20 protein-coding genes are annotated in these 18,633 nt (G+C 71.0%); 10 read left to right on the top strand and 10 right to left on the bottom strand.

Translation table 11 applies throughout. The features are described from left to right. Nucleotide 1 precedes the first annotated feature (1 nt). Nucleotides 2-1,216, top strand: coding sequence for an ornithine--oxo-acid transaminase (gene rocD / locus ACWDRB_RS17795; protein ID WP_364239944.1), 1,215 nt, complete (start codon nucleotides 2-4; stop codon nucleotides 1,214-1,216). 169 nt (nucleotides 1,217-1,385) lie between these two features. On the opposite strand, the gene ACWDRB_RS17800 is transcribed toward rocD, so the two are convergent. The 4 genes from ACWDRB_RS17800 to ACWDRB_RS17815 form a co-directional block, all read right to left on the bottom strand. Next, nucleotides 1,386-2,669: a CU044_5270 family protein gene (locus tag ACWDRB_RS17800; RefSeq protein WP_449895016.1), complete on the bottom strand. Its 1,284-nt coding sequence runs from the start codon at nucleotides 2,667-2,669 to the stop codon at nucleotides 1,386-1,388. Then, entirely contained in the window at nucleotides 2,662-3,240 is a 579-nt protein-coding gene (locus ACWDRB_RS17805) for an RNA polymerase sigma factor (protein ID WP_350725021.1), read from the bottom strand. The genes ACWDRB_RS17800 and ACWDRB_RS17805 overlap by 8 nt, the downstream gene beginning before the upstream one ends. 91 nt (nucleotides 3,241-3,331) lie before the next feature. After that, on the bottom strand, nucleotides 3,332-4,045 hold the full coding sequence (locus ACWDRB_RS17810; RefSeq protein WP_449895019.1) for a class I SAM-dependent methyltransferase: 714 nt from the start codon (nucleotides 4,043-4,045) through the stop codon (nucleotides 3,332-3,334). A 5-nt stretch (nucleotides 4,046-4,050) separates the two neighbouring features. Continuing rightward, nucleotides 4,051-5,598: an alkaline phosphatase D family protein gene (locus ACWDRB_RS17815; RefSeq protein WP_449895021.1), complete on the bottom strand. Its 1,548-nt coding sequence runs from the start codon at nucleotides 5,596-5,598 to the stop codon at nucleotides 4,051-4,053. A 205-nt stretch (nucleotides 5,599-5,803) separates the two neighbouring features. On the opposite strand from ACWDRB_RS17815, the gene ACWDRB_RS17820 reads away from it, so the two are divergent. Beyond that, a complete protein-coding gene (locus ACWDRB_RS17820) occupies nucleotides 5,804-7,081 on the top strand; it encodes a Glu/Leu/Phe/Val family dehydrogenase (protein ID WP_449895023.1) in 1,278 nt (425 codons plus the stop codon). A gap of 100 nt (nucleotides 7,082-7,181) precedes the next feature. Here ACWDRB_RS17820 and ACWDRB_RS17825 read toward each other — a convergent pair whose 3' ends face one another. Beyond that, nucleotides 7,182-8,177, bottom strand: coding sequence for an MBL fold metallo-hydrolase (locus ACWDRB_RS17825; RefSeq protein WP_449895026.1), 996 nt, complete (start codon nucleotides 8,175-8,177; stop codon nucleotides 7,182-7,184). A 75-nt stretch (nucleotides 8,178-8,252) separates the two neighbouring features. Here ACWDRB_RS17825 and ACWDRB_RS17830 point away from each other — a divergent pair, with 75 nt between their 5' ends. Next, nucleotides 8,253-8,879, top strand: coding sequence for a TetR/AcrR family transcriptional regulator (locus ACWDRB_RS17830; RefSeq protein WP_355201928.1), 627 nt, complete (start codon nucleotides 8,253-8,255; stop codon nucleotides 8,877-8,879). A 128-nt stretch (nucleotides 8,880-9,007) separates the two neighbouring features. Here the strand turns inward: ACWDRB_RS17830 and ACWDRB_RS17835 are convergent, their stop codons facing one another. Continuing rightward, nucleotides 9,008-9,454 (bottom strand): MarR family winged helix-turn-helix transcriptional regulator, encoded by a 447-nt coding sequence (locus ACWDRB_RS17835; protein WP_350725011.1) that lies wholly within the window; start codon nucleotides 9,452-9,454, stop codon nucleotides 9,008-9,010. A 49-nt stretch (nucleotides 9,455-9,503) separates the two neighbouring features. Between ACWDRB_RS17835 and ACWDRB_RS17840 the strand changes: the two genes are divergently transcribed. The 4 genes from ACWDRB_RS17840 to ACWDRB_RS17855 are packed head-to-tail and all read left to right on the top strand — an operon-like array spanning nucleotide 9,504 to nucleotide 13,882. Then, nucleotides 9,504-10,583 (top strand): substrate-binding domain-containing protein, encoded by a 1,080-nt coding sequence (locus ACWDRB_RS17840; protein WP_449895031.1) that lies wholly within the window; start codon nucleotides 9,504-9,506, stop codon nucleotides 10,581-10,583. Between the two features lie 51 nt (nucleotides 10,584-10,634). Beyond that, nucleotides 10,635-12,002: an APC family permease gene (locus ACWDRB_RS17845; RefSeq protein WP_364239959.1), complete on the top strand. Its 1,368-nt coding sequence runs from the start codon at nucleotides 10,635-10,637 to the stop codon at nucleotides 12,000-12,002. Further along, nucleotides 11,999-13,003: an acetamidase/formamidase family protein gene (locus ACWDRB_RS17850; RefSeq protein ID WP_350725005.1), complete on the top strand. Its 1,005-nt coding sequence runs from the start codon at nucleotides 11,999-12,001 to the stop codon at nucleotides 13,001-13,003. Before ACWDRB_RS17845 ends, ACWDRB_RS17850 begins: the two co-directional genes overlap by 4 nt. Nucleotides 13,004-13,060: 57 nt before the next feature. Then, nucleotides 13,061-13,882 (top strand): trypsin-like serine peptidase, encoded by an 822-nt coding sequence (locus ACWDRB_RS17855; RefSeq protein WP_449895034.1) that lies wholly within the window; start codon nucleotides 13,061-13,063, stop codon nucleotides 13,880-13,882. Here the strand turns inward: ACWDRB_RS17855 and ACWDRB_RS17860 are convergent. The 3 genes from ACWDRB_RS17860 to ACWDRB_RS17870 are packed head-to-tail and all read right to left on the bottom strand — an operon-like array spanning nucleotide 13,866 to nucleotide 16,017. After that, nucleotides 13,866-14,753, bottom strand: coding sequence for a Gfo/Idh/MocA family protein (locus ACWDRB_RS17860; protein ID WP_449895036.1), 888 nt, complete (start codon nucleotides 14,751-14,753; stop codon nucleotides 13,866-13,868). The two genes, ACWDRB_RS17855 and ACWDRB_RS17860, sit on opposite strands and share 17 nt — an antisense overlap. Further along, complete coding sequence (locus tag ACWDRB_RS17865) at nucleotides 14,750-15,661, bottom strand: NAD-dependent epimerase/dehydratase family protein (RefSeq protein WP_449895038.1); 912 nt, start codon at nucleotides 15,659-15,661, stop codon at nucleotides 14,750-14,752. Before ACWDRB_RS17865 ends, ACWDRB_RS17860 begins: the two co-directional genes overlap by 4 nt. Nucleotides 15,662-15,663: 2 nt before the next feature. Beyond that, nucleotides 15,664-16,017: a YrdB family protein gene (locus tag ACWDRB_RS17870; protein WP_397367060.1), complete on the bottom strand. Its 354-nt coding sequence runs from the start codon at nucleotides 16,015-16,017 to the stop codon at nucleotides 15,664-15,666. Between the two features lie 113 nt (nucleotides 16,018-16,130). On the opposite strand from ACWDRB_RS17870, the gene ACWDRB_RS17875 reads away from it, so the two are divergent. The 3 genes from ACWDRB_RS17875 to ACWDRB_RS17885 are packed head-to-tail and all read left to right on the top strand — an operon-like array spanning nucleotide 16,131 to nucleotide 18,055. Continuing rightward, nucleotides 16,131-16,823 carry a TetR/AcrR family transcriptional regulator gene (locus tag ACWDRB_RS17875; protein ID WP_449895041.1) on the top strand — a complete coding sequence of 231 codons (693 nt, stop codon included), beginning with the start codon at nucleotides 16,131-16,133 and terminating at the stop codon, nucleotides 16,821-16,823. A 24-nt stretch (nucleotides 16,824-16,847) separates the two neighbouring features. Next, entirely contained in the window at nucleotides 16,848-17,177 is a 330-nt protein-coding gene (locus tag ACWDRB_RS17880; RefSeq protein WP_397367058.1) for a PadR family transcriptional regulator, read from the top strand. Continuing rightward, a complete protein-coding gene (locus ACWDRB_RS17885) occupies nucleotides 17,174-18,055 on the top strand; it encodes a hypothetical protein (protein WP_449895045.1) in 882 nt (293 codons plus the stop codon). The genes ACWDRB_RS17880 and ACWDRB_RS17885 overlap by 4 nt, the downstream gene beginning before the upstream one ends. Here ACWDRB_RS17885 and ACWDRB_RS17890 read toward each other — a convergent pair. Then, nucleotides 18,042-18,632, bottom strand: a complete 591-nt coding sequence (locus ACWDRB_RS17890; protein WP_449895048.1) for a TetR/AcrR family transcriptional regulator — start codon at nucleotides 18,630-18,632, stop codon at nucleotides 18,042-18,044. The genes ACWDRB_RS17885 and ACWDRB_RS17890 overlap by 14 nt on opposite strands. Nucleotide 18,633 lies beyond the last annotated feature (1 nt).

The raw sequence follows: 18,633 nt of genomic DNA on the forward strand, positions 1-18,633 counted from the left end.
CATGACCACCAGCGCAGAGCTCATCGAGATGAGCGAGCGCCGTAGCGCGCACAACTACCATCCGCTTCCCGTCGTGATCCACGAGGCGCACGGCGCCTGGGTCACCGACGTGGAGGGCAAACGATATCTGGACTGCCTGTCCGGCTATTCCTCGCTCAACTTCGGCCACGGCCACCCGAAGATCATCGAGGCGGCCCGCGACCAGCTCGACAACCTGACCCTGACCAGCCGCGCGTTCTACCACGACCAGTTCGCGCAGTTCTGCGCCGGGCTCGGCGACCTCACGGGCAAGGACCTGATCCTGCCCATGAACACCGGTGCCGAGGCCGTCGAGACCGCCATCAAGGTGGCCCGCAAATGGGGCTACGAGGTCAAGGGCGTCGAGCCCGACCAGGCGAACATCATCGTGATGGAAGGCAACTTCCACGGCCGCACCACCACGATCGTGAGCTTCTCCACCGATCCGGAGGCGCACGACAACTTCGGGCCCTACACGCCGGGCTTCCGGCTCGTGCCGTACGGCTCCACCGAGGCGATCAGGCAGGCCGTCGACCCGAACACGGTCGCGGTGCTGGTCGAGCCGATCCAGGGCGAGGCCGGGGTGCTCGTGCCGCCGGACGGGTACCTGAGCGAGATCCGGGAGCTCTGCACCGCGCAGGGGATCCTGATGATCGCCGACGAGGTGCAGTCGGGGCTGGGGCGCACCGGGCAGACGTTCGCGTGCGACTACGAAGGGGTCGTGCCCGACGTCTACGTCCTGGGCAAGGCGCTCGGCGGCGGCGTCGTACCGGTCTCGGCCATCGCCGCGAACCGCGACGTGCTCGGGGTCATCCAGCCCGGCCAGCACGGGTCCACGTTCGGCGGCAACCCGCTGGCGTGCGCGGTGGGCATCGCGGTCATCGAGCTGCTGAACACCGGCGAGTTCCAGGCCAGGGCCGCCAAGCTGGGTGAGGTGCTGCACGCCCGGCTGCGCGAGCTGATCGGCAAGGGGGTCCTGGAGGTGCGCGGGCGCGGGCTGTGGGCCGGCGTGGACATCGACCCGGAGCTCGCGACCGGCCGCGAGGTGTCGAAGGCGCTGATGGCGCGGAGCGTCCTCGCCAAGGACACCCACGGCTCCACGATCCGCCTCGCCCCGCCCATCGTGGTCTCCGAGGAGGACCTGATCTGGGCCGTCAACCAGCTCGCCGACGCGCTCTACGAGCTCAACACCGCCTGACCCGGTTTCAGAAAGCCGACCCGCCGTTCAGGGCTGAGCTTCGCAGGGTTTTTACGGCGGAGCACGGGAGGGCCCAGCCACCGCACGTGGCCGGGCCCTGCCCAGGGAGACGCTCCTCCGGTTCACGGGGCCGGGCGCCGTTACGGCGCCCGGTCACCCGTCTGGGTGGTCATTTGCCGGCCGGGGACGCCTTCGCGGTCGCCGGCGCCGGCTCGTCCGACGGCCCCTCAGTGACCGTCGGCGGCGCGGCGGGCCCGTCCGACGGCTCCGCGCTGATCGCCGGCTCCGGCGGCGCGGTCGGGCCGTCCGTCGCCTCCAGCGAGGCCGTCATGGTCGGCACCGGCTCCGTGACGGCCTCGTCGCTCGGCAACGCCGACGGCACGGCCGAGCTCGTCTCGCCCGGGGCGGGCTCGGCGCTGGACGGGGCGCAGGCCGCCGCCTCTCCCTTGTCCGACGGCGTCGCCTGCGGCAGCACGTCCACCACCGACGTCTTGAGCTGGGCGGTCAGCGCCAGCACGCTCCCCTTGGGAGCCCGGGCGAGCCGGTCGTCCACGACCGTCTCCCGCTCCCCCATGAACACGTGCGTGGCCGGGTCGAAGATGGCCTGCCTGAGGATGCCCTGGGGGTCGACCCGCCCGAGCGCCACCCCCTTGCGGCCCGACGAGTCCTCAACCCCCTCGGTCACCTGCACGCCGGGGATCGACTTGGCCGCCTCGAAGAGCGCGTCGCGCTGCGCCTTCGGCAGGTACGTCTCCCTGACCAGGTCCGTCAGATGGTCGAAGGCGGCCCGGTCGTTCTCGTCGCCCTTGGCTTCGGCCGCCACGGCGGGCATCTTGTAGAGGCGTGCCCGCATCCCGGCGACGTCCGTCGGCAGCGTGCTCAGGTAGGTGTAGTCGGTGCGGTTCTCGCCCAGCTGGGAGGGGCAGGCCGGCAGCACGTGCCAGTCGGAGCCCTGCCAGTTCTTGGCGTCCGCCGGCAGCTGCTCGCCCGGCCACGGCTGGGGCTCGCGGCCCTCGATCAGCAGCAGGCCGTTCGCGCTCCCGTCCACCGACTGCCAGATCTTCCTGTGGGTCCGGTAGAGGTGGCGGGTGGTCTCGCCGCTCTGTCCGGCCGACATCGACCTGTACATGGTGTCGGACTCGATCAGGATGAACTGGCCGGGACGGGGAGCCAGTTCGTCGGAGGACGACACGGCGGCCGACTGGGTCACCCCCGTGGCGGGGCCGGTGCTCCCGTGGCCCTGGTTCGTCAGGGCCACGGCCACCCCGCCGACCAGCGCGACCGTGACCCCGAACGCGGCCGCGGCCTGCCAGCCGAATCCGGGCAGGCGAAAGCGGCCCCCGCCACGCGCCTCCACCAGCAGCCGTTCCCGCGCCGTGGCCCTCGCCTCGGCCCCGTACGGCGGCACGGCGGGCCGGCCGTCGGCGAACGTGCGGATCTCGTCCTCATCCATGCTGGGGCTCCTCTGCTGCGAAGGGATCGGTGCCGCCGAGAGCCCTGCGCACCTTGACGCGGAGCCTGTGGAGCCTGGACCTGACGGTGCCGACCGGCACGCCGAGCGCGAGCGCCGCGTCCTCGTACGTCAGGTCCGCCCACGCCACGAGCAGCAGCAGGTCGCGCTCGCCCGCGCTGAGCCGGGTGAGCGCCCTGGCCAGTCTGGGCTGGAGCTGCTCGGCGGTCACCCGATCCGCGCTGCGGTCGTCGAAGCTGCCGGGGCGCTCCACGTTCACCTTGGCCATGGCGGCGGTGCGCCGCCGTTCGGCTCTGCGGTGCTGGGCGACGACATTGGTCGCGATGCCGTATAACCATGGCCTGGCATCGGGCCACGAGCGGTCGTAACGCGCCCGCCGGCGGAACGCGACGAGGAACACCTCCCCCGTCACGTCGTCGGCCAGCTCGGTCCCGAGGCGCCGGGCCGCGTACCTGTGGATCTCGTCGGCGTGCCGGTCGAACAGCGCCGCGAAACTCTCCGGGTCGGCCAGCGAATGCCCGATCAGCGTCGAGTCATCCAGCGTCTCAGGCACATCCTGAACACCCACCACTCTGCCGGTCCTCTCTCATGCGGTCACCCTGTTGTTGACCGCACGCCGGAGGGCGGTTCCACTTTTCTTGTGGCTACGGGAGGCGCCACACCTCCATCCCCTCCGGAGCCGGCTCCGGGGTGAAGCCCGCGCTCTCCAGCTCCGAGACCAGCCGTTCCCGGGCGGGCCAGTGGTTCGTGAGGACCACCTCGTCCTCGCTGATGGCCACGCCGTGCTGCTTGATCCGGTAGACGAAGCGCGTGGTGACGCTCTCCCCCTCGGCCTCCAGCACCTGCCCGGCCACCTCGTACGCGTGCCTGCCGACCTGGTACGACCCCATGACCTCCAGATCGCCCGGCACCGGCGCGGACCGCTCCCGCCAGTTGAACACCAGCCGCCCGCCCGGCTCCAGCTGCCTGGCCAGCACCTCCCACAGCGTGGCCCGCTCCTCCGCGTCGAAGCTCTGCAGGACGGAGATCATCACGACCGCCTCGACCGGCTCGTCCACCTCCACGTCGAGCGCCCCATAAGGCAGCACGGTCACCCGCCGCAGCGTCGCGGGGTCGGACGCCAGGCGGGAGACCAGGACCGAGCGCATGCCCAGCGACGGCTCCAGGGCGTAGATCTCGGCCGGCGTCTCCCTGGCGATCAGCTCGGTGATCAGGCCGGTGCCCGCGCCGATCTCGAGCACGCTCCGCCGCACCCCCTTCAGCAGCAGGGGAAGCAGCTCCCGCACCATCGGGACATGCCCGTCCTCGTGCCAGAGGTCGTAGAACGGCACGGCGGCGGCGTAATCATCCTTGTGCATGCGCTTCAGCGTAGGCGGACGGAGTCGATCGGCCTGACCGCATCGCCGACGGACTCGTACCAGGTGACCTCGTCGGGCAGGGTCAGCGTGGCCACCGCGTTCTGGAACCAGGGCCCCTTCGTGACCCGCCACCTGAACGGCGGCTTCGGGATGCCCGCCAGCCGCGCCAGCAGGCCGCCGACCAGCGTGGCGATGGAGAACTGGGTGAACACGTTGGCCCAGCGGAGCAGGCGGCTGAGCGGGTTGCGGATCGGCGAGCAGACGATCTGGTAGATCTGCCCGGCACCGGCCTTGGCCAGGTAGGAGTAGTGGACGTCGCCCGAGAGGATCAGCACGGGCCTGCCGGCCTTCACCAGCAGCCGGGACAGGTCCTCGAACGAGCGCCGGAACGCCGCCCAGTGCTCCAGGTCGATGCGCTGCCGGAACTTCTCCGACCACCGCCGCGCCGGCCCGCCCCACTTGCCGTCGCACAGGGCCTCGTTCCAGTTCTGCACGCCGTGGACGCCCTCGGGGAGCAGGAACGGGATCGACGAGCCGATGATCAGCCGCTCGGCCGGGGCGGCGACCTGCTCCTCCAGCCAGGCCCACTCCCCCAGGTCGAGCATGCGGCGGTCGCCGGGGGTGAGCTGCCTGGCGCACCTGGTGTCCACCATGATCAGGCGGGCGTTGCCGAGGTCGCGGGCGTAGCTCCAGCGGTTGCTGCTCGGCTCGGCGTCGGCCTTCTCCGCGAACGAGTCCAGGGCCGCGCCGCCGTCGCCGTCCATCAGCTTGCGCAGCAGCGGGTCCTCCGCGCGCTCGGCCGGCGAGAGGTTGCCGAGGTGCTGATAGATCCAGTACGCCCCCAGCCCCGCGACGACGCGGTGCGGCCACCACGGCACGGCGGCCATCTGCTCGCGCCAGGGCTGCGAGGTGTTCCAGTCGTCACGCAGGTCGTGGTCGTCGAAGATCATCGCGGACGGGACGGTGGACAGCAGCCAGCGGATCTCCTCGTCGGTCCAGGCCAGGCGGTAGAGCTCGGCGTACTCCTCGAAGTCGGCGATCTCCCCCTGCGGCTCCGTGCTCCTGCGGGAGCGGATGTATTCGAGCATCGCGGGCGAGGGGTTGTCGGCGTAGACCTGGTCGCCGAGGAGCACCAGCAGGTCCGGCCACTCCTCGTCGTCCGCGCTGGGGAGGTGCTCGCCGTACGCGCGCAGGACGTCGTCGCCGTGGGTGAGGACGTACGTGGCGTCATGCGGGACGCTGGTGCGGCAGGAGCCGAACGCCAGCTTGCGCAGCCCATCGGCGGGCAGCAGCCGGATCCGGCTCGGCGGACGACCCGCCAGGGGCCATACCTGCTCCCCGTCGAGCCTCACCGAATACGACCCGATATCCTGGGAGAGTTCAACGAGATCCACGATCGCGTAGTGGTGACCGTGCACGGTGAAGGTAGGCGACCGGTAAGACCTGCCGTCCGCCTCGATGGTGACCGTGCAGGGCTCGGCGGTCTCCACCCAGATCGAGGCGCTGACGGAGTCCACGTATCGCAGCATCGGCCCCATCACGAGTGCGGGCATCTCACTCCCCGAGATATTCACGATTCAGCACACTGACCGGACGCAAGCCTGCCAGAGTGGCACGGCCACAGCACCTCGGGATTTCATCGACCGCTAGGCAAGGTCAAACCCTCCGCCTTAGGATGATCGAGACAAGCACGCCCAAAGTGGGAGGCAATGGCGCTTCCTTCTTTAAAAGGGCGTCATAGCAGGAGGATTCTCTTCCATGAGCATCATGGTGCCGTCAAAGACGCCGGCCCTGATCACCCCGGGCCGTCAGGCCCTCGACTCCGCACTCCACCAACTCGACCAGGCCGCCGAGCAGCTCGGACTCGACGACGGGCTCCGCACGATGCTGGCCACGCCCCGGCGGTCGCTGACCGTCTCGGTCCCGGTCCGGCGCGAGAACGGCCGCCTGGACGTCGTGCAGGGCTTCCGCGTCCAGCACAACGTCTCGCGAGGACCCGCCAAGGGCGGGCTCCGTTTTCATCCGGACACCGACATCCACGAGGTCACCGCGCTCGCGATGTGGATGACGTGGAAGTGCGCGCTGGTCGGCATCCCGTACGGCGGCGCCAAGGGCGGCGTGGCCGTGGATCCGTCCACACTCACCGAGCGCGAGCGGGAGCGCATGACCCGCCGCTACGTCAACGAGGTCATGCCGCTGATCGGCCCTGAGCAGGACATCCCGGCTCCGGACGTCGGCACCGACGCGCAGACCATGGCCTGGATCATGGACACCTACAGCGTCCACACCGGCTTCCCGGTGCCCGGCGTCGTCACCGGCAAGCCGAAGACGCTGGGCGGCTCGCACGGACGCATCTCCGCCACCTCGCGCGGCGTGCAGATCGCGGCGCTGGCCGCGCTCGGCCGCTCGCCCGCCGGCAGCACCGTCGCCGTGCAGGGCTTCGGCAAGGTGGGCGGGCCGGCCGCGCAGTTCCTGGCCGACGCGGGTTGCAAGGTGGTGGCCGTCTCCGACGCCACGGGAGCCGTGTACGCACGCGGCGGCCTCGACATCCCCGCCCTGGTCGCGTACGCGGCCGAGGCCGGGGGCGTGCGCGGCTTCCGCGAGGCCGACGCGCTGACCCATGACGAGCTGCTGGAGCTGGACGTGGACATCCTCGTCCCGGCGGCCCTCGAAGGCGCGATCACCGAGGCCAACGCGCCCCGGATCCGCGCCCGGCTGATCGTGGAGGGCGCGAACGGCCCCACCACGCCCGAGGCCGACGAGATCCTGACGGCCAACGGCACCACGGTGGTGCCCGACATCCTCGCCAACGCGGGCGGGGTGATCGTGTCCTACCTCGAGTGGGTGCAGAACCTGCAGGCCTACTCGTGGAGCGCCGAAGAAGTCGAGCGCAAGCTGCGCGAGCTCATGCTGGAGGCCTTCGCCGAGGTGAAGTCCGCGGCGGCCGAACGCGGCCTGACGCTCCGGCAGGCGGCGCACGTCATCGGCGTGGGCCGCGTCGTCGAGGCCCACCAGCTCCGCGGCCTCTACCCGTAACCACACCTCAGTCCCACCGGCTGAACCAGGGTGGGCGCGCCACCACCGCGCGCCCACCCTTCCCGGAAAACCCCAGCCCCCTGCGACGGTGGCGCGGACGTTACTGGTGCTCGTAGAGGCGGTAAGTGGCCAGGACGTTGAGCCGGTGGAGGTCCCGGCAGAGCGCGAGCATCCCCTGCTCGGCCAGTTCCCGCGGCACCGGATAACGGGCCAGGGCCGCCGCCAGGCCGGGATCGAGCGCCTCCGCCCACGGATCGGCGCAGGCCGCGTACGTCTCCTCCAGGCTGCGCCCCGCCCGCACACTGGCCAGCACCTCATCGTGCAGCCGCTCCAGATAGCCGATGAGGGCGTCCACCGCCGCCGGCCCGTCGCCCATCGGGCCGTGGCCCGGGACGATCGTCTCCAGCTCGGGCAGAGCCTCGCGCATCCTGCGCAACGACCCCAGGTACGGCTCAGGACCGCCCTGGAGCAGCATGTGGGCCGTACCCGCGTGACAGACGAAGTTGCCGGTCCACGCGGTGCGGGTGTCGGGCACATATACGACGGTGTCCCCCGGACCGTTGCCGGGGCCGAAGTGGTGCAGCTGGACCACGCGCCCGCCGAGGTCGATCTCCGCGTACTCGTCGAACACGAGGTCGGGCAGGCGCCACGTGGTGACCGCGTCGAGCAGGGCGTCGTCGCCGTACATGTTCGCCGACCTGGTCTGCTTCTCGTACGCGAGGTCGGACATGTTGTCGCGGTTCGTCCGGGACGAGACGACGACGACCTCGTCGGGGAACGCGGCGTTGCCGAAGCTGTGATCGCCGTGGTAGGTGGTGTTGACCAGGTAGCGGAGGGGCCGGTCGGTCAGGTGGGCGGCGATCGCCTGGATTTTTGCCGAAATTTCGGGTGTGATCCCGGCGTCGACGACCAGCGCCGCGTCCCGCCCGGCCACCACCCCGTTGTTGTCCTTCGGCGGGAGGCTCGCCATCAACGCGTACACGCCCTCGGTGAACGCATGCGGCACCAGCTCCAGGCCCATCGGCGACAGGTTCGGCCCGCCGTAACCGGCCGGCCGCTCGGCGATCTCACGCTCGGGAATCCGCGAAGTGAACATTTCCGCTCCCATCTCTCTCCGTGTCTCTAAACTAATCGAACGAGCGATTATTTTTCAAGGTGATTGGATGTCCTCGTGAGCAGCATCACCAGCGGCCGCCGTCCGGGCCGTCCTTCCAAGGCCGAGGCAGGCGACACCAAGGCCGCACTCCTGGACGCCGCACTGCGCCTGTTCGCACAGAAGGGGTACGCGGGGACCTCGATCAGGGCCATCGCCAGAGAGGTGGGGCTGAGCGAGAGCGTCCTTTACGCGCACTTCGCCAGCAAGCAGGCGATCTACGACGCGGCCATGTCCCTGGCCGGCCCGCAGGCGGCCGACGTGGCGCTCGACCAGGCCCCGGACGAACCGGCGGCCTTCGTCGAGTCGTTCGCGGCCCGGGTGCTGGCCGCGTGGGACACCCCGCAGTCCAGGCAGGTCATGAGCCTGGTCTCACGTGACGGCCTGATCCACGACGACACCCTCTCCGTGGGCATCGAGAACGTACTGGGCCATCTCGCCGAGGTGTTCGCGCGGTGGCAGTCGGAGGGGCGGATCCGTACGGACCTGGGCACTCCCGACGACCTCGCCTACGCCCTCCTGGCCCCGATCGCCCACGCCCGGCTGCTGTGGCTGCACGGGAACGCCACGGAGGCCCAGCGCGAGCGCGCCCGAGACCGCATCAAGGCCCACGCCGCCCTGTTCGCGAAAACGCTCACCCGCTGAACCCACCACGACAACGGCCCCCACCGACGGCAGCGACCCACCGCACCCGCCCTCTCCAAGGACCCCAGCCCACGTCGGCGGCGCGCCCGGCGTTGGGGAAGAGCGCACGCCCCCGGCGGACCGGTAGGTCAGACGCGGAGCTCCGCGTAGTCGAGGGCCTCCATCAGCCTCTCCAGGTCGCGCATGAGCTGCTCCGTGCGCTCCCGCCCGAACGCCCCCGCGATCAGCCCGTGATGCTCGGCCACCGCCCCGTCCACCCGCGCGAGCAGCTCCGCCCCCCGGTCCGAGACGAACACCGCCACCCGCCGCCGGTCACCCTTGGACGGCCCGCGATAGACCAGCGCCCGGTCGATCAGCCGGTCGATCGCCTTGGTCAGCGTCGGGTGCGGCATCAGCACCGCCTCCGCCAGCTCGCCCATCGAGTCGCCGTGCCCGTCGGCCAGCGCCCGCATGATGCGCCACTGCTCGACCGTGACGTCCTCGCCGGCCAGCACCGCGGCCAGCCCGCGGTTGACACTGCGCTCCGCACGGCTCAGCAGGTAGGCGAGTGAGGACCCGAGCCCAGAGGTGGTCATGGAGAAAGGTCCTTTCATCGGAGAGCTAGAACGGAGGATACTCGTCGGCGTGGCGGCGACCGTCGATCCGTTGGAAGCGCGGCTCATACCGTCGGAGTCGATCAGGATCGGCCTGGTCGTGCCCGTGTCAGGGGTGCTCGGCCTGATGGGCCCGTGCGCGATCAACTGCGCGGTGCTGGCCGCCGAGGAGGTCAACGCCGGCGGCGGCGTGCTGGGCAGGCCGGTCGAGCTGGTGCTCATCGACGGCGGCCGGCCCGCGCGCCAGGTGGCGGCCGAGGTGGCCGGGCTGGTCGGCTCGGAGACGGTGCAGGCCGTCGCGGGCGCCCACGCGAGCGACGTGCGGGTGGAGGTCGTGGCCGCGATCGCCGGGCGGGTGCCGTTCGTGTACGCGCCGCCGTACGAGGGCGGCGGCCACGCGCCGGGCGTCTACTTCCTCGGCGAGACCCCGGGCAGGCAGCTCGCGCCGGGCATCGAGTGGCTGGCCGGCGCGCGCAAGGCGCGCCGCTGGTACCTGCTGGGCAACGACTACGTCTGGCCGCGCCTGGTGCACGCCAGCGCCCGCGGGCGGCTGCGCGCCCGGGGCGCGAGCGTGGTGGGCGAGAGCTTCGTCCCGTACGGCGAGGCCGCCAGCCGGCTCGACCGGGTGGCGGACGCGCGGCCCGACGCCATCCTGCTGACGCTGATCGGCAGCGACCTCATGGCGTTCAACCGGGCGTACGCGGCCGCCGGGCTCGGCGCGGCCCGGCTGTGCGGGGCGCTGGAGGAGCACGGCCTGCTGGGCGTCGGCGGGGACGTCACCGGCGAGCTGTACGCGTCCATGGGCTACTTCCGCGACCTGTCCACCGACGCCGGTCTCGACTTCGCCGAGCGGTACGCGGCCAGGTTCGGCGAGGACGCCCCCATGCTGAACGCCCACGGCCACGGCTGCTACGAGGCCGTGGCGATGCTGGCCGCGCTGGCGGCGCGGGCGGGGTCGCTGGCCGTGCCCGCGCTCGACGCGGTCGCCGACGGCACCGAGATCACCAGCGCCCGGGGCACGCTCACGCTGCTCGACCGCCAGGTACGCCATCCCGTGCACCTGGGCAGGGCGGACGGCCTGGGATTCTTTCTAGAGAAACCTTTTCAGTAGAAAGCTTTGGCTCTAGGGTGCGAATCGCCCCCCACGCAGCTAGGAGCCGTAATGAGCACAGTCGAGCAGTTCGGCTACCGCCAGGAACTCCAGCGTTCCTTAGGCTTCGCCGACCTGATGATCTATGGCTTGATCTTCATGGTGCCGATCGCCCCGTTCGGCATCTTCGGCCACGTCTTCGCCGTCTCCCACGGGATGGTGGCGCTCGCCTATGTCATCGGCCTGGTGGCGATGGCGTTCACGGCGCTGTCGTACGCGCAGATGGCCCGCGCGTTCCCCATGGCCGGCTCGGTCTACACGTACGCGGGCCGGGGAATCGCCGCCCCCGTCGGGTTCATCGCCGGGTGGGCGATCCTGCTCGACTACGTGCTCGTGCCCTCGCTGCTCTACCTGGTGGCCGGCGTGGCCATGAACTCGTTCGTGCCCGCGGTGCCCGTCTGGCTGTGGCTGGTGGCGTTCATCGTGCTCAACACGGTCGTGAACTATCTCGGCATCCAGATGACCGCCAGGATCACCCGGATCATGCTGGTGGCCGAGCTCGCGGTGCTGGCGATCTTCCTGGTGGTCGGTGGCATCGCGCTGGCCCAGGGCAAGGCGCAGACCGGCGCGCTCACCCCGTTCTTCGACTCCGCCGGATTCAGCTGGAGCGTGGTCCTGGCCGCCGCGTCGGTGGCCGTGCTGTCGTTCCTCGGCTTCGACGGCATCTCCACGCTGGCGGAGGAGAACCGCGAGGACGCCCGCCGGCTCGGCCGTTCCATGGTGGCCGCGCTGGGGCTGGCCGCGGTGCTGTTCGTGGCGCAGACCTGGGTCGCCGCGCTGCTCACCCCCGGCCGTGACGCTCTGATCGCGAACGACGACCCGGCGGGCAGCGCGTTCTACACCACCGCGGAGTTCGCCGGCGGGCACTGGCTGTCGGTGCTGACGGCCGTGGCCACCGCCGTCGCGTGGGGGTTCGCCAACTCGCTGGTCGCGCAGGCGGCCACCTCGCGCCTGCTGTTCGCGATGGGCCGCGACCGCCAGCTCCCCTCGTTCCTCGCGAAGGTGGACCCCAAGCACAAGGTGCCGGTCAACGCGACCCTCGTGGTGGCCGCGCTCTCCCTGATCATCGGTGTCTACATGAGCACGCGGCCGACCGGCATCGGCGAGCTGAGCTCGCTGGTCAACTTCGGCGCCATGGCCGCGTTCCTGCTGCTGCACGTCTCCGTCGTCGTCCACTACGTCATCAGGCAGCGCAGCCGCAACTGGCTCGCGCACCTGGTCGTGCCCGTGGTCGGCATCGTCGTCCTGGTGGCCGTCGTCTTCAACCAGAGCGTCTACGCACAGTGGGCCGGCGGCATCTGGCTGGCCGTCGGCCTCGTCGTCCTCGGCATCTCGTACGCCCGCGGCCGCCGGCCCGTACTCCCCTCGGAGGTTCAATGAACGTCGTCTCCTACCGTCCCTCCCCGGAGGACCTGAGCTACACCTTCGGGGGCCGCTCGGCCGTCGGCAAGGTACGGCCGGGCACGATCCTGGAGCTGTACACCGAGGACTGCTTCGGCGGCCGCGTGCGGACCGTGGACGACCTGCCGTCGCAGGTGTGCGAGTTCCCCTACCTGAACCCGGTGACGGGCCCCTTCCACGTCGAGGGCGCCGAGCCCGGCGACACGCTGGCCCTGCACTTCGTGAAGATCACACCGGCCAGGGACTGGGCGGTGTCGACGACGTTCCCGCACTTCGGCGCGCTGACCGGCACCCACACCACGGCCATGCTGCAGCCGCCGCTGGAGGAGCGGGTCTGGCGGTACGACATCGACCTCGACCGGGGCGTGGCCGTCTACCACGCCCGCAACAGCGACTTCAGCGTGGCGCTGCCGCTCGACCCGATGCACGGCACGGTCGGCGTGGCCCCCGCCGCGAACGAGGCACGCATGACGATCACCCCGGACGCGCACGGCGGCAACATGGACACCCCGGAGCTGCGCGCGGGCGTCACCGTCTACCTGGGCGTCAACGTCGAGGGCGGGATGTTCTCGATCGGCGACGGCCACGGGTTGCAGGGGCACGGTGAGGTCTGCGGCACCGCCGTGGAGTCGGCCATGAACACCGTGGTCGCGGTCGAGCTGGTCAAGGGGGTGGCGACGCCGTGGCCGCGGCTGGAGGACGACCTGCACCTGATGTCCACGGGTTCGGCCAGGCCGCTGGAGGACGCGTACCGGATCAGCCAGCACGACCTGGTCACCTGGACGTCGGAGCTGACCGGGCTGGACACGCTGGACGCCTACCAGCTCGTCAGCCAGGCCGGGCAGGCGCCGGTCGGCAACGTGTGCGACACCAACTACACGATGGTCGCGAAACTGCCCAAGGAGTATCTGGGCCGCCCGGCCGCCTACGAGTCGGCGCACGCCCGGCTGCGCGCGCTGGGCTCTCAGTACACAAGTTGAGGTAAAGATTGATGTTGCAGGTCAGAGCACTGATCATCGTCACCTTAAGGTGGGAGTGTGCTCAGGTTGGTGCTGTCTCTGGTCCTGCTCGACCCCACCGCCGTCGCCGAGGTGTCGCAACGTAACGTCCCCGTACCCCGCGTCCTGACCCCCGACGGCGACCGCCTGGGCTATGCGCCGGTCCCGCGCCCCTACACGGGGGCGCGGCGCCTCACGGGGGTCCTGCTCGGCCGCGACCCCGTGACGCGGACGAACGTGCTGTGCGGGGGCACGGTGATCGGCTCGCGCAGCCGCAGCCTGGTGGTCACCGCCGCGCACTGCCTCTACCAGAACGGCCGCTCGCTCCAGCAGGTGACCTTCCTGCCCGGCTACGACCTGGGGCAGCCGAAGCTGGGGGTCTGGCAGGCCGTGCGCGTGTGGGTGCCCGACAGGTGGCGCACCGAGCCGTACTCGGCGAGTCTGCTGCCGTACGACGTCGGCCTGGTCGGTGTGGCGCGCCGCGAGCGCCCGCTGGAGGCCGTCACCGGCAAGGGCGTGCGGCCGATGCCCACCACCAGGGGCACGAAGCTGCGCGGGCTCGAACTGCTCGGCTATCCGGCGGGCAAGGGCTATCCGGGCACGAAGATGTACCGGTGCGTGGGCGACGCGAGCGAGGGCCTCTCCGAGGGGCCCGGGCTGATGATCACGCGCAACTGCCACGCCGCCGCCGGCGGGAGCGGCGGTCCCGCCCTGTACGGCGACGCGCTGGCCGGCGTCGTGTCGTCGTCCAGCCCGATGAGCGACACCCAGGGGTACACCGTGCTGACCAGGCTGGGCGAGTCCGTGTTCGGGCGGATGCTGGCCAAGGCCGACAAGGAGATGCTCAAGCTGCCCGGCTGACGATCTCCTCGCAGAGCGCGTGGGTGGCGAGGGCGTCGTCGGCGGCGATGCGGCGGCCCTCGCGCACGGCGGCGAGGAAGTCGAGGCAGATCTGCTCGATGCCGCGCTGCCTGGCCACCGGCACCCAGTCGGGGCGACGGGCGAGCATCTCGCCGCCCCGGTAGTCGACGACGTCGCCGAGGTTGGCCACGCGGCGCTTGGCGCCGTCGCCCATGGCCTCGCAGGTCTCCTCGCTCGCCCCGCTCGTCCGGTTCATGACGCCGATGGCGGTGAAGCCGTCGCCCGTCAGCTCCAGGACGACGTGCTCGAGGAGGCCCTCCCTGACGCGGGTCCGGCTCCTGGTGCCGGTCACCGGGCCGGGGGCGAGGAACCTGAGGGTGTCCACCACGTGGATGAAGTCGTCGAAGATCACCCGGCGCGGCTCGTCGGGCTGGTTGTCGCGGTTCTTCTCCATGAGGACGAGGTGCCGGGGATGGGCGGCGAGCCCGGCGTATCCGGGCGCGTACCGGCGGTTGAAGCCGACCATCAGCGACCTTCCCTCGGTCTCCGCGAGCCGTACGAGCCGCTCGGAGTCCTGGAGCGTGTAGGCGATCGGCTTGTCGACGTAGACGTGGATCCCCGCTTTGAGCAGGGGCTCCACGATCTGCGGGTGCGCCTCGGTGGCCGCGTGCACGAACGCCGCGTCGGCCCCCGCCTTGATCACCTCGTCCACGCTCGTGGACCGCCCGGCGATCCGGTAGGTGTCGCCGAGCCGGTCCAGGCGGGCCTGGTTGCGCGTGCAGAGGTGCAGGTCGAGGGAGGGCTGGGCGGCGAGCACGGGGAGGTAGGCCTTCTCCGCGATGTCACCCAGGCCGATCACGGCTATCTTCACGCCTCGAGCGTAGCCTTGAGGCTCACTTCGATCGGCGTAGGCGCGACACCGAACGTGGTCTGGAAGGCCGAGGAGTCGAGCACGAACGGCTGCGTGAACTGGTACCTGACGTGGCCGAGCTCCCCGATCATGGGCGAGAACAGGCCGGCCACCCTGACCAGCGGCCACGGGAGCTGCGCGAACTTGGGCGCGGGCCGCCCGAGCAGCGCGGCCATCCGCTCCCCCATCTGGCGGAAGCTCAGCGGCTCGCCGGTGGGCACGTGCCACGGCCGGCCCCAGGCCCGCTCGTCGCCGCCGGCCACGATCAGCGCGTCCGCCACGTCGGGCAGGTAGGTCCAGCTGTGCGGCATGTCCGGAGGGTAGACCAGCTGGATGGTCTTGCCCTCCCTGAGCGGTACGAGGAACCGGCCGCCCAGGTAGGACTGGTCGCTGGCGCCCGGGCCGAAGAAGTCGGAGCCGCGCACCTCGGTCGTCCTGATCCGGCCCGCCTCGTGCGCGGCCAGCGCGTCCCGCCACATCTTCGCCCGCACCCGGAACTTGGGGTTGGCGGAGGCGAGCGGCAGGTCCTCGGTCATGGGGCCGTTCACGGGCCCGTACGGGTAGAGGTTGCCGAGCATCACGTACACGGCGCCGCTCGCCTCGGCGGCGGCCAGGAACGACTCGGCCATCGGCGGCCAGTCGGTGAGCCAGCGGTGGTACTTGGGGTTGACGCAGTTGTAGAGGACGTCGGCCCCCTTGGTCGCCTCGATCAGCCCGGCCTTGTCGGAGATGTCGGCGGCCACCTTGACGGCCCCCTCGGGACCGCTGCCCGAGCGGGTCACGACGGCGACCTCGTGTCCCTGAGCGAGCAGCTTGTTCGCCACATGCGTGCCGACCTGGCCGGAGCCCACGACGACGTGCTTACCCATGATCAGACCTGCTTCCAGATGATGCGGAGAACCGCGTTGACGACGAACACAGCGAAGAAGACGACGGCGGGGGTCACCAGGCCGGAGGCGTAGAGCGCGACGGCGCCGCCGCCGAACCAGAGGATCTCCAGCGCGGCGCGGGCCAGGCCGGTGAGGGGGAACGTGGCGTTGGCGCCCCCGCCCGCCCCGAACAGCGCCCACGCGGCGATGAACAGCGCCGGCGCACCCACCCCGGCCAGCAGCCGGATCCACCAGGCGGCGCTCAGGGTGAAGCCCCAGTATCCCACGGAGGCCAGCACGCCGAGCTCCAGGAAGAACATCAGGACGGCGTTGGCGCCTTTGACTGTGCCGAGCATTTCGGTCCTCCGTGAACTGCCATTCGCTTACGAGAGCAATGCTCTCTCAAAAGAGCAGAGCTCGTCAAGAGCAGTGCTCTCGTTTTTTTCCACCGCTCTGATAGCCTGCATCCATGACAGCCAGCCGCACCGCCAGAGAACGCGTCAGGGCCGAGCTCACCAGGGAGATCACCGACATCGCGCGTCGCCAGCTCGCCACCGACGGCGCCGGCGGCCTGTCGCTGCGGGCGGTCGCCCGGGAGATGGGCATGGTCTCCTCGGCCATCTACCGCTATTTCCCGAGCCGCGACGACCTGCTGACCGCGTTGATCATCGACGGCTACAACGCGCTCGGCGAGAGCGTGGAGCGCGCCGACGCCGAGTGCCGGCAGGGCGACTACCCGCGCCGGTGGATGACGGCCTGCCACGCCGTACGCGACTGGGCGCTGGCGCACCCGCACGAGTACGCGCTGCTCTACGGCTCCCCCGTGCCCGGCTACCAGGCTCCGCAGGACACGGTCCCGGCCCGGATCCGCGACGTCACCGTGCTGGGCCGGATCGTCTCCGACGCGTGGGCCGCGGGCGCGGTCCAGGTCCTTCCCGGCGAGGCCCCGCGCGAGCTGGCGCCGGAGGCGGAGGCGATCCGCGGGCTCATGCCCGGCGTGCCCGACGACGTGCTCTGGCGCGGCCTGTCCGCGTGGACCACGCTGTACGGGTGGGTCAACTTCGAGGTGTTCGGCCAGTTCAACAACACGATCGAGAACAGGCGCGCGGCGTTCGAGCACTCGATGCGGCTGGCGGCTTCGGCGATCGGGCTTGCTCAGTAAGACTTACTAAGTTTTACTGAATACATGGCACGGAGAACGAAGGAGCTCGGCCGCTTCACGGACGTGGCGCTGCTGGTGCTCATCAGCCTGGCCGAGGGGCAGAAACACGGCTATCGCATGATCAACGACATCGAGGAGTTCTCGGGGACCTCGCTGGAGCCCGGCACGCTCTACGGGGCGCTGATGCGGCTGGAGGAGCGTGGCTGGATCGAGCCGGTCGAGTCGGCCGAGCGGCGCAAGCCGTACCGGATCACCGAGAGCGGGCGCTCGGCGCTCGGCGAGCAGCTCGCCACCCTACGCCGCATCGAGCAGGCAGGCGCCAGGCGCACGGGAGCGGCTTGGGGGCTCGCATGATGCGCGCGGTGGCGTCGGCGATGCTCAGCCTCTACCCGAAGGCGTGGCGGGAGCGTTACGGCGAGGAGGTCGCCGACCTGATCGCGTCGCGACCGGCACGCGTGCGCACGGTGCTCGACCTGGTCTCGGGTGCCGCCGACGCGTGGCTCCACCACCGGCGCGTCCCGGGGGCCCGGACCTTGACCGTTCCGCTCGCGGCGGTCCTGACCTGCATGGGGGCGGCGCTCCTGCTCATGTGGAACCCGGGCCTGCGCGACACGGCAGACGTGGCCAGCCTGCGCGGCGTGTGGGCCGAAGCCGGGCCGGTCGCCAGGAACATACAGGGCATGGCGCAGAGTCTGTTCGGCATGGCGGGCGTCATATCCGTGCTCTCGGTGGCGCCGCTGCTCAACACCTGCCTCGCCGCGATGCGCCGTTCCGTGCACGGGCCGCTCACGCGGATGACCGCGCGACGGGTTGTCATGACGGCCTGGTGGCTCGTGATCCCCGTCGGGTTGGTCGGCCTGACCTTCGTGAGCCTCGCCTTCCTGCACGCCGGCTATCCCGTCGGGCCGCTGGGCGAAGCGATGGCAGGGGGCTTCCACGTGCCGCTCATCATGGCGCTGGTCCTGCCGCTGCCCATGACGGCGGCGGGCGCGCCGTCGCTGGGTTCCGACGTGCGCGGCACCGGCCAGATCCTCGCGTCGGCGGCCCTCTGCAACGCGCTCGCCTGGGGCGCCGTCGCGACCCTGCTGGTGCTGGGCCTGGAGAAGGCGTCCTGGTCGTTCCTGGCGATGGTCGCGACGAGCGCGCTGGTGAGCGTGTGGATGACCATCGTTGTGACGAGGAGCGCGATCAGGCGTGGCAGGACTCTGATGGGCCAGTTCAGCCCGGCGTGAACAGCGGCACCAGCACCTCGTCCACGATCGCGACGACGAGCTCGTCGGGGACGGGCGAGCCCTCGAAGAGGAAGTGGTGGCGCAGCAGCGCGTGACCGGCGTCGAGGCGGCGGGGGGTGACGGCCTCGGGGGCGACCTCGCCGCGCTCGACGGCCCGGCCGACGACCTCCGTCATCAGCCTCCTGGAGGTGCTCTGGGAGTCCTTGCGCAGGGCGCGCAGCGGGGACCCGCTGCTCAGCGCCTCGCCGAGCAGCCCGCGCATGGCCTCGCCCGCCGGGCCCGCCAGCGCCTTCGACGTCATCCTGAGCATGGCCACCAGGTCGTCGCGCAGGTTGCCGGTGTCGGGCGCGGCCCCGGGGGTGGGCAGCGAGTTGTAGACCGCGTCCATCACCAGCTCGATGCGGGTGGGCCAGCGCCGGTAGAGCGACGCCTTGCTGGCCTTGGCCCGCTCGGCGACGCGCTCCATGGTCAGCCCGGCGTAGCCGGCCTCGGCCAGCTCGTCGAGCGTCGCCTGGAAGATCGCGGCGTTCAGCGCCTCGCCCCGGCGTCGCGGCAGCTTGCGGTGGTCGGTCACCATG

This window comes from Nonomuraea sp. NPDC003707 (assembly GCF_053587055.1).

Bases quoted from the DNA above. Each gene is read 5' to 3' on its own strand.
- rocD (WP_364239944.1), top strand. From the start codon at position 2: ATGACCACCAGCGCAGAGCTCATCGAGATGAGCGAGCGCCGTAGCGCG.
- ACWDRB_RS17800 (WP_449895016.1), bottom strand. From the start codon at position 2,669: ATGGATGAGGACGAGATCCGCACGTTCGCCGACGGCCGGCCCGCCGTG.
- ACWDRB_RS17810 (WP_449895019.1), bottom strand. From the start codon at position 4,045: ATGCACAAGGATGATTACGCCGCCGCCGTGCCGTTCTACGACCTCTGG.
- ACWDRB_RS17815 (WP_449895021.1), bottom strand. From the start codon at position 5,598: ATGCCCGCACTCGTGATGGGGCCGATGCTGCGATACGTGGACTCCGTC.
- ACWDRB_RS17820 (WP_449895023.1), top strand. From the start codon at position 5,804: ATGAGCATCATGGTGCCGTCAAAGACGCCGGCCCTGATCACCCCGGGC.
- ACWDRB_RS17825 (WP_449895026.1), bottom strand. From the start codon at position 8,177: ATGTTCACTTCGCGGATTCCCGAGCGTGAGATCGCCGAGCGGCCGGCC.
- ACWDRB_RS17835 (WP_350725011.1), bottom strand. From the start codon at position 9,454: ATGACCACCTCTGGGCTCGGGTCCTCACTCGCCTACCTGCTGAGCCGT.
- ACWDRB_RS17845 (WP_364239959.1), top strand. From the start codon at position 10,635: ATGAGCACAGTCGAGCAGTTCGGCTACCGCCAGGAACTCCAGCGTTCC.
- ACWDRB_RS17850 (WP_350725005.1), top strand. From the start codon at position 11,999: ATGAACGTCGTCTCCTACCGTCCCTCCCCGGAGGACCTGAGCTACACC.
- ACWDRB_RS17865 (WP_449895038.1), bottom strand. From the start codon at position 15,661: ATGGGTAAGCACGTCGTCGTGGGCTCCGGCCAGGTCGGCACGCATGTG.
- ACWDRB_RS17870 (WP_397367060.1), bottom strand. From the start codon at position 16,017: ATGCTCGGCACAGTCAAAGGCGCCAACGCCGTCCTGATGTTCTTCCTG.
- ACWDRB_RS17875 (WP_449895041.1), top strand. From the start codon at position 16,131: ATGACAGCCAGCCGCACCGCCAGAGAACGCGTCAGGGCCGAGCTCACC.
- ACWDRB_RS17880 (WP_397367058.1), top strand. From the start codon at position 16,848: ATGGCACGGAGAACGAAGGAGCTCGGCCGCTTCACGGACGTGGCGCTG.
- ACWDRB_RS17885 (WP_449895045.1), top strand. From the start codon at position 17,174: ATGATGCGCGCGGTGGCGTCGGCGATGCTCAGCCTCTACCCGAAGGCG.
- ACWDRB_RS17890 (WP_449895048.1), bottom strand. From the start codon at position 18,632: ATGGTGACCGACCACCGCAAGCTGCCGCGACGCCGGGGCGAGGCGCTG.